Below are 8,547 nucleotides of genomic sequence, written 5' to 3'. Positions count from 1 at the left end.
ATATGGTATGCCGTGAAAAATTCCTGTGCGCGATGGTGCGTAAACCGGACCAGCGGCAGATCGTTCTCCAGGGTGCGATGCAGCACGCCCGCCAGCGCCCCCGTTGATACGATGGAATCTGTTTCCGGGCCGAAAAGCCCCCGCAGCTCGTGCCGCTCGATATCGGTTCCTTTATTTCTGCGGGTGATGGTATATGCCAACAGGCCCCAGGCATCAAAGCTCTTTTTCCGATCGGGAAAGGGCAGGCCTTCGTGCTCGCTTTTTTTCCGGTCGAATTGATACTCGAAAGAATACAGCAACAGCTCGACGCGCGAGCCGGGGAATTTTCCTTTTTGACCGAGGTACAGGCAGAGCAGCCACAGAGAGAAAGGATTATGTGCCTGGAGGGGGAGGTTCTCGTCATCGAGCTTTTGCGTCAGCTGCCGCATGGTGAATGTTCCGGCGCGAAGCGTGAGCGGAATGTTGGCGAATTTTCGTTCCAGGTAGGTTTGTATGTGTTTTTTTGTGAACGGCAGCAGCACAAGCCGGTGGTGCCGGAAGGTGGGGCTGAAGTCGGCGATGCGGCACGAGAAAAGTGTTTTGATCTTTCCTTCGTTGACAGTGGCATATGAGCTTAGTGCCTTTGTGTGCTCGGTATATTGTACCCGCGACATCTCGTCGAGGCCGTCAAAGAGGATGATGAGTCGCCGTTGGTCGGCCAGCTGCGGCAGCCAGGAAACGATGGCCGCCGGTACGTTGCTCCGCACCAGCTGTTCAACGTGCAGGACATCGGGCTTGGCAACCGGTTTCCATTTGCCCAGGTTGATAAAAATGCAAACGGTAGGAAAGATCCGGCCCTGGTTCAGCTTGCTGAAGGCGATCGCCGCCTGCTTCAGGGTGAGTGACTTTCCGGAGCCGGGTTCGCCCAGCACGATAAGAGGTTTCTGTGAATATTGAATTCTGCGAACAAGATTCCTGACGCGACGCGTTTGTTTGCTCAAGGCTGAGATCTGCGCAGTAGAAGAGTCCCCGCCCGACGAAATCCCCGCGATCTCTTTTATAGCTTGTTGTATGGGGACGTGAATGGCCTTCATGTTCGGGTCGTCGTAACAGGAAGCGGTGTGGCCGATTTCTTTCGCCGGTGGTGGCAGGTAGGTTTTTTGGCTAAGCTCATCCTCCCACGCAGCCCGGTTGTGGGCGCTATAACGGTGGAGCGTTTCAAGCTCCCGGGGTTTTTCCAACAGCCCGAGCCGGCACGTCAGGAAATGATGAAGCCGGGGGGCGAACATGTCGAGCAATAGCCGGATGCCGGGTTTGTAAAGATCGGGCACCGGCACGTCCGTCTGGTCGGGGGTATCCGGTGTTACCGATGTATGGGAGGTCGAAACCGGAAAGGGATATACTTCCCGGAGGCATGCTGTGGGAATGATCGTGGCGGTGCGGCGCGTGGCATCGGCTTCGGAAATGATACCGATCAGCTCGCCGGACCCTTCGTCCATTACCGGACTCCCGCTGAAGCCCGCCCGGATCTCGTGCCCGACGGCGGCTTCGGCCACCGCGTGATACCAGTGGAAGGGTGTGTGGTCGCGGATGACATAATGCGCCGTGGCGGAGTTGTCGGAGGTTCGGGCGGCGTCCGTGGGGAAGCCCAGTGCCATGACGTTGGTATATAGCGGGACGACGCCGAGCGTGAACGATGCTATCGCATCGCCCGTGTGTAACGAGAAACGCTCACCTTTGAGCTGAAGAATGGCAATGTCTGCGATCTCCGAGGTTGTATTGTGCGGAATGCAGTGAAGGATGCGCACCTCCCGGGGTTGGGCCAGGAGCCCATCGACGAACGGGCGACGGATCCAGACGCTGTCGGGATCAGGATCGGGCTGGCCGGTCGATTGTGCTTCCGCGTTGTGTTGCAGGACGCGTACGACCACATGCGAGCAGGTAACGACAAGGTCTTCACTGACAATGACGCCACATCCCTGCGGCATGCCTCCGGATGTACAGACCTGGACAATACTATTGTGATAGTTGTTTTTGAAATGGGGCGTCATGGTTTTGCCGCTGCTTTCCACTTTAACGTGATCTTGATGTTGGCTTCTACCTGACTTTTGGCAATGATGATCCCTACGTCGCCGGCTATTTTCGCACCGAACTCCAGGCATACTTCTTCGGGCTGCGGTAACTTTTGGGTCACAGTGTTTTTTAGCTCCGCGGCAAAATGGGCGAGGGGTGTGAGCGTCTCGCGCAGTCCCTTGAATGATTTTTTTACCTGCTCTTCCACGCCCACGGGGCCACCGCCCGGGTGTGTGGTGGTTGTCTCGATGAGAATGGAGCTTCCGTCTTCCAGGGTGTATTGAATGTACTCGGCCATAGGGATAGGGTATAAAAAGAAAAAGCCATCATGCTACCTCTTTTTCAAGGCAGTATGATGGGCTCTCATGATACTCTAAAATACTTCTTCGGGGCGGATTTTCAAATAGCTATTTCTTCCACCACCCGTTTTTCTTGCGGATGTAGACGATCTGTCCCGTGTGGTAGGCATTGTGCATGGACAGGTTGGCGATCGTCGGGCTCCATTCTTTCAGTTGTGCGTCGGTGCCGTTCTCGACAAGCTTCTCGATCTCGGTCTGGATGCTGTCGAGCTGTTGGGTGACGGCGGTCCACTCTTGTGCGTTGAGCTGGCGGAAGGTGGTTTTGTTGTCGTCTTTGAACTCGGGCGGTTTGTTGCCCTGGAGAGACTGGAGGATGCGGCCGTTCCAGAAGGCCAGGTGCGAGGCCAGCTGGCCGATGGAGTGGTTGTCGGTGGAGTCGACCCAGGCGGCCTGCTCGGCGGTGACGCCGTCGAGCGCCGGCACGAAGGGCGCGAACCACTCTTCGTTGGCGTGGCTGTTTTTGAGCTGCTGGAATAAAACTTTTCGAAGCGTGTCGTCTTGCGCGCTGGGGTCGGGGTGGGGTTTGGAGCATGCCGCGAGGGCTACCGTCACGACGAGGAGAACGAGGTGTTTCTTCATGTTCATAGCTTTTAGGTTTAGACTAAGGTAGCGAGCGGTGTCGAAATATTTCTCACCCATTCTGGTATAGATTGTAACATCGGGCGCGATGCGGCGTCTTGCCCGAAATTCAGCGCCCATGCAGGCATCACCTTATTGTCTCGAGACGACCGGTCTCACCCATCGTTACGGCAACTCCGGGCAGACGTTGCAGCACATCAACCTGCAGGTTGAGCCCGGCAGCATCTATGGTTTTCTCGGCCCCAACGGCGCCGGCAAGACCACCACGCTGCGCCTGGTGCTCGGCCTCCTGACGTTACAGCAGGGCGACGTGTCGATCTTCGGCCTGGACCTGCGCCGCCACCGCATCGAGATCCTCCGGCGGGTGGGCGCGCTGATCGAAACGCCTTCGCTGTACGGGCACCTCACGGCCCACGAGAACCTGGAGATCCTGCGCACGGTATACCGGTGTCCGCGGTCACGCCTGCACGCGGTGCTCGACCTGGTGGGCCTCGCGGGCACCGGAGGCAAGTACGTCAGCCAGTTTTCCCTGGGCATGAAGCAACGTCTCGGCATCGCGGCGGCATTGCTGCACAGCCCTTCGCTGCTCATCCTCGACGAGCCCACCAACGGCCTCGACCCCCACGGCATCCTCGAGATGCGCGCGCTGCTCAAGCGCCTGAACGAAGAGCACGGCATCACCATCGTCCTCTCCAGCCACCTGCTGGCGGAGATCGAGAAGCTGGTGAGCCACGTGGGCGTCATCCACCGGGGCACGCTGCGGTTCCAGGGCACGTTGCCGGCGCTGCACCGGCTGGCCGACGTAGCCGGCTCCGTAACCTTCGAGGTAGACGATGTGCCGCAGGCAACGCGCGCCTTCCGGGCGCTGGGCGTCGGCAGTCTGCAGGCGGGCGAGAAGCTCACCGTGGGCGGCCTGCTGAAACAAGATATACCGCAAATGGCCGCGCACCTGGTCAGCCAGGGCGTGGGCATCTATAGCATCGCGGCACACAAACGCGACCTCGAAACATTATTCATGGATCTGATCAGCGACGAACAATGACGTGGACCTTTATCAATAGCTATAAAAGCGAATGGATCAAACGACGCCGAAGCCTGGCGTCGTGGCTGGTCGTAGTCGGCGCGTTCTTTACCCCGGCCGTGGTAGTAGTGGCGCGCCTGGCGCATGCCTCGGGTCTTCCCAAAGTATATGCTTCGGAGGGGTTCTGGATGAACCACTGGAGCACGTCGTGGGAGTCGATGGCCGTGTTCCTGTTGCCGATGGGCGTGATGCTGTCCGCCAGCCTGATCACGCAGCTGGAGTATAAGAACAATACCTGGAAGCAGGTGCACACCACGCCGCTGCGCTATACCACGATCTACTTTTCGAAGCTCGCCGTCATTCTCACACTGGTGGTGGCGTTCTTTGTGTTGTTCAATGTGGGCATTGTGATCTCCGCCCTGGTGCCCCCGTTGGTGCTGGGCGATGTGCCGTTCCCCGGGTACCCGGATGTGTTGTTCTTTTTGAAGGAGAATAGCTACTACTTTTTAGATTGCCTGCCGATCGTGGCATTGCAATACCTGATCAGCCTGAACTACCGCAACTTCCTGGTGCCGGTAGGCGCAGGGTTCCTGTTGTGGGTAGCGTCGATCGGCGTGCTGCGGTGGAAGTACAGCTACATCATGCCCTATAGTTACACCATGTTTAATTTCCTGGGCGCCAGCGAACGCGGAAAAGCGATCATCCCGGCGGTTAATTTCCATTGGATCGCCGTAGCGTATTTCGTGGTGTTTGTGGTGGTGGGGTATGTGCTATATGTGAACAAGAAGGTAAAAGGGTAGTGCGATACGATTTCGCCTCGAATTGTCGCGCCCTTACAGGGCTTCTATATAATCTGCTGTCCATATACCCAGGCCTACGCTGTCGCTAATACCCCACCCTTTGTATCACCCCCCGTCCGGGCGGCGAATGCTCGCATTGTGGCGCGGGGGGGCGCGCCGAGCCGCCTGTGGGCGGAGCTGGGGCGGCACCGGTGCCCAGTATGGGGCCGGTCTCCCGACCGGCGACACACCCCAACCCCACACCCCTTTCGCTCTCACACCCGATGACTATCGGGTCCACACTCACGCTGATTCATGGTATCCTTTCACCCCAATCACCTTCGCCAGCGGACTGGTTAACTCATTCCCCTTCTCCAGCTGCCCCAGCACATACCCGAAGTCATACACCGGCTTCCACCCCAGCTCCCGCCGCGCCTTCTCGTTAACATACACCCGATCGATCTCCGGGAACATCTTCCAGCCTAAACGATCGTACAGCGCAACATACGCCGGCGCCACCCGCCGTACAACCGCCGGCGCATCCTGGCGTAGCCCCGGCAGATCCGCCCGCGTAAACGGACTCGTCGCGCTGATGATATACCGGCTGAACCCGATCTCCCGCGCCTTCTCCGCCGCCAGCAGGTGCGCCTGCACGGCATCGCCGATCTCCACCCGCCGGAAGAGGAACTCGTTGGCCTTGGCATTGTCGCCGCTGTACGCCGTACGCTTGGCCGCGTCGTCATCTTCTTCCGGAAAGAAGCGCGCCGTGCGCAGCACGATGCAGGGCAGCCGGTGGTTGCGCCAGAAGAGCTGGCAGAGGTTCTCCGCGGCTTCTTTGGTCACACCATAGATGTTCTTGGGCACCGGGGGCACATCCTCGGTGATCCACGCGGCGGGTTGGCCGGGCGGCGGCACCAGGGCGTCGCCGAAGGTGCTCGTGGTGCTGGTGTAGATGAATTGCTGCACGCCGGCGTCGACGGATCCTTCCAGCAGCGTGAGCGTGCCCGTGAGGTTGACGTCGATGAACTCCTGGCGGCTGTGGGTGTCCACATGGGGCTTGTGCAGGGTGGCGGTGTGGTAGACGGTGGTGACGCCGGCCAGGCTGCGCTGTACGAAAGCGCGGTCGGTGATGGTGCCGACGTGTGTGGTGTAGGGAGACGGTTTGATGTCGAGGCCGATGACGGGCTGGTTCAGGTGTTGCAGCGTGCGGACCAGGGCTTCGCCCAGGTGGCCGGCGCTGCCGGTAACGAGGATTTTCATAGGGAAGTGATACGGGAAGGATCAGGCGTGGGTTGCAGAAACAGCGTGAGCGCGAGCGTGAGAGCGGACTTTTCTTCGCTCTCACACTCCACACTCAAGCTGTATTTCTCAGCCCTCTTTAAAAAGGGAGCTGAGAAACGGCCAGCCGGAGCCAGAGGACCCGGATGGAAACCTCCCGGAAGGAGGAACGAACGACGCGGAACTTAAAAGGCACAAGCGGCCAACACAGGCAGAGGCCCGCCGACAGCCACCAGCTGCCAACGCGGACACGGAAGATATATTTAAACATGGCCGGGGTTAAAGGGATCGGGGAGATAGGTGCAAGGGCTGCCAGGGAAAATACTACCTGGGGGTTGGCGGGTAGGGACGTGCGGAAGGTGGAGATTTTTTCTTGTGCAGGCGAAGCGAACCCTTGCAGCTATCGGACCGCATGCCCTTAGATTGGGGCATGTTTAGATATATAGTGTAAACTGGTATGTTTGGGATAGGTGCCGGTTGCGAATGAGTTCAATCGATAGCGTATACTTCATTAGCCATATGAATTATATATTTGCCCATAGTCAATGGTTAGATCTCAAAAATACACGTTACGACGTATAATATTTTCTTATACCTGAATACGTATAAAAGACACCAATATTTTTATCATTCTAATCTCCTATATTATTATTTAATTTCCCAATGTAGTAAGTTAGTCGTGACGAGTATCAAACTGATTAGAAAACGCAGCTACACCTCTTTGGAGGTATTTCTTATGAGTTCCGACCAAACAGAACTGCTGAATCGTCTTGTGCATGGCGATAGAGAGGCCTTTACCGACCTGGTGCGTGTGTGTTGGAAAATGGTATTCAACACCGCACGACGGATCACCGGTGACGATGAAGAGGCCCGAGACATCGCCCAAACGATCTTTGCCGATCTATGGGACAACCGGCGGAGCATGCTCGCGGTTCGTGACAATTTGCAAGGATGGCTATACGTTAAGACCTGCACGACCACGCTCAAACATTTAAGAAGACGGCAGCGCGTTGAAAATAGCACCGCTGTGCACCTATTCGATCTTGAGAACACCGACAGCGACGATACCCGCGAGCACTATAGAGAATTGTTGTATAAAGCTCTCGATCAACTCCCCCCACGGCAAGCCGAGATATACCGCCTTCATAAATTAGATGACCTTCCACAGGCCGAAGTGGCGGCCCGCCTTCACGTATCGCTGAAGAATGTGAAAAACATGGTTTATTGTGCCAACGAAGGGATCAAGAAAATCCTGGACATTCCCAATTCCCCGATTAAATAAGAGTAAACTACACACCGGTGCACACATCTCTATATGTATAGAAGGTGAGGTCCTGTTATGCGGTCGTTGTTTATTTAGAATGTATTTGAATAGTGATTGTTTGTGTAAATAGTTTTGATACGCATGGGACCTTTTGTTGAGCAACGGATCATATACAAAATTACCGGAATGTTAAGAGTATAGTAAGAAGTACAGCTGTTTAGATATGGAAGAATTTAGCTCGCTTCGTGATAAGATCCAGAACAACACCGCCTCTGATGCAGAGGTGGAGAAGTTTATGTTACATGTGCGGCAGATGCTTGAAGAGGAACGGGGGCGAAGTGGTGAACCGCTCGTAGGAGCGGAGTTAGACGATGTTATGGCAGGCATCTGGCAGAAGACTGCCGAGGGTGCTGCGCAGAATCGTCGGCAGCCAATCTTTACACGTGTGCGATTTGTCCGCCTGATGGCGGCGGCGACGCTGGTGGCGTTGCTGGGAGCGAGTCTCTATGTATTCTGGCCGGATGGTGTTCCTTCCTTGACGGATGCCGGGGCCATCAACCGTACCGTTTATGAGGGCCGGAATTATATCCGTCTTCCCGACGGTAGTACAATAGAGCTTAACGAAGGCAGTACACTGTTTTACGATTCCGATTTTGGCAAAACAAACCGCGTGGTAACACTCGATGGACAAGGATATTTTGACGTGGCGCATGATCCCGATAAGCCATTTCTGGTAAAGTCGCCGGATGTCGTAGTGACCGTGTTGGGAACTGCTTTTGACGTGCGCGCCTATGCCGGCGAGGATGTTACTGTGACGGTGAGTCGGGGCAAAGTAAAAGTGGGAAATGAAACGGAGGTGTTTGGCGAGCTCCTGCCTGATCAGCAGTTGACCTATCACCGGAAGTCCGCGCGCACGGAAACGCGCGCCTTGGCGGCCGGGAAGGCGCTGGACTGGAAAGCTGACTTCCTGATCCTCGACGATGTAACGGTCGGAGAGGCCCTTGATAAAATAGCCGATCGATTTCACGTCCGGGTGGCCTTTGACGATGAGGCCATTCGTGGATGTAAAGTTCGTATAGCCTTCGTCCACCGCGAGAGCCTGGACGACATGCTGGGCGTGCTCGAGGCAATCACTCGTGCACGGTTCCAGGTACACGACAACGTTATCTCGGTCGCGGGCGGTGAGCCCTGTGTCTGAGGTTTCGCATGACAGTT

The 8,547-nt window shown here is 56.5% G+C and carries 8 protein-coding genes; 4 read left to right on the top strand and 4 right to left on the bottom strand.

Features of this window, described 5'->3' with window-relative positions:
- The 3 genes from KK078_RS11145 to KK078_RS11135 form a co-directional block, all read right to left on the bottom strand.
- Positions 1-2,030 (bottom strand): serine protease (locus KK078_RS11145; RefSeq protein ID WP_254090352.1); only part of this gene is annotated, 2,030 nt, incomplete at its 3' end.
- A complete protein-coding gene (locus KK078_RS11140) occupies positions 2,027-2,350 on the bottom strand; it encodes a CU044_2847 family protein (RefSeq protein ID WP_254090351.1) in 324 nt (107 codons plus the stop codon). The genes KK078_RS11140 and KK078_RS11145, both read right to left, overlap by 4 nt.
- A 109-nt stretch (positions 2,351-2,459) precedes the next feature.
- The gene (locus KK078_RS11135) at positions 2,460-2,996 is read right to left on the bottom strand and encodes a DinB family protein (protein ID WP_254090350.1); all 537 of its coding nucleotides are present in this window, start codon (positions 2,994-2,996) and stop codon (positions 2,460-2,462) included.
- A 112-nt stretch (positions 2,997-3,108) separates the two neighbouring features.
- Between KK078_RS11135 and KK078_RS11130 the strand changes: the two genes are divergently transcribed.
- Positions 3,109-4,032, top strand: a complete 924-nt coding sequence (locus KK078_RS11130) for an ATP-binding cassette domain-containing protein (RefSeq protein ID WP_254090349.1) — start codon at positions 3,109-3,111, stop codon at positions 4,030-4,032.
- Entirely contained in the window at positions 4,029-4,811 is a 783-nt protein-coding gene (locus tag KK078_RS11125; RefSeq protein ID WP_254090348.1) for an ABC transporter permease, read from the top strand. The genes KK078_RS11130 and KK078_RS11125 overlap by 4 nt, the downstream gene beginning before the upstream one ends.
- Before the next feature lie 282 nt (positions 4,812-5,093).
- Here the strand turns inward: KK078_RS11125 and KK078_RS11120 are convergent, their stop codons facing one another.
- A complete protein-coding gene (locus tag KK078_RS11120) occupies positions 5,094-6,050 on the bottom strand; it encodes an NAD-dependent epimerase/dehydratase family protein (RefSeq protein WP_254090347.1) in 957 nt (318 codons plus the stop codon).
- 754 nt (positions 6,051-6,804) lie between these two features.
- Between KK078_RS11120 and KK078_RS11115 the strand changes: the two genes are divergently transcribed.
- Together KK078_RS11115 and KK078_RS11110 are read left to right on the top strand one after the other, a co-directional pair.
- Positions 6,805-7,350, top strand: coding sequence for an RNA polymerase sigma factor (locus KK078_RS11115; RefSeq protein ID WP_254090346.1), 546 nt, complete (start codon positions 6,805-6,807; stop codon positions 7,348-7,350).
- A 205-nt stretch (positions 7,351-7,555) separates the two neighbouring features.
- On the top strand, positions 7,556-8,530 hold the full coding sequence (locus KK078_RS11110; RefSeq protein WP_254090345.1) for a FecR family protein: 975 nt from the start codon (positions 7,556-7,558) through the stop codon (positions 8,528-8,530).
- Positions 8,531-8,547: the final 17 nt, after the last annotated feature.

This window comes from Dawidia soli (assembly GCF_018598185.1).
Classification (GTDB): Bacteria; Bacteroidota; Bacteroidia; order Cytophagales; family Cyclobacteriaceae; genus Ohtaekwangia; species Ohtaekwangia soli.
The sequence above is the reverse complement of the archived record's forward strand: the minus strand, read 5'-3'. Positions and strand labels throughout refer to the sequence as shown.

What these genes read in the sequence shown, in the direction of transcription:
- KK078_RS11140 (WP_254090351.1), bottom strand. Translation starts at nt 2,350, where the DNA reads ATGGCCGAGTACATTCAATACACCCTGGAAGACGGAAGCTCCATTCTC.
- KK078_RS11135 (WP_254090350.1), bottom strand. Translation starts at nt 2,996, where the DNA reads ATGAACATGAAGAAACACCTCGTTCTCCTCGTCGTGACGGTAGCCCTC.
- KK078_RS11130 (WP_254090349.1), top strand. Translation starts at nt 3,109, where the DNA reads ATGCAGGCATCACCTTATTGTCTCGAGACGACCGGTCTCACCCATCGT.
- KK078_RS11125 (WP_254090348.1), top strand. Translation starts at nt 4,029, where the DNA reads ATGACGTGGACCTTTATCAATAGCTATAAAAGCGAATGGATCAAACGA.
- KK078_RS11120 (WP_254090347.1), bottom strand. Translation starts at nt 6,050, where the DNA reads ATGAAAATCCTCGTTACCGGCAGCGCCGGCCACCTGGGCGAAGCCCTG.
- KK078_RS11115 (WP_254090346.1), top strand. Translation starts at nt 6,805, where the DNA reads ATGAGTTCCGACCAAACAGAACTGCTGAATCGTCTTGTGCATGGCGAT.
- KK078_RS11110 (WP_254090345.1), top strand. Translation starts at nt 7,556, where the DNA reads ATGGAAGAATTTAGCTCGCTTCGTGATAAGATCCAGAACAACACCGCC.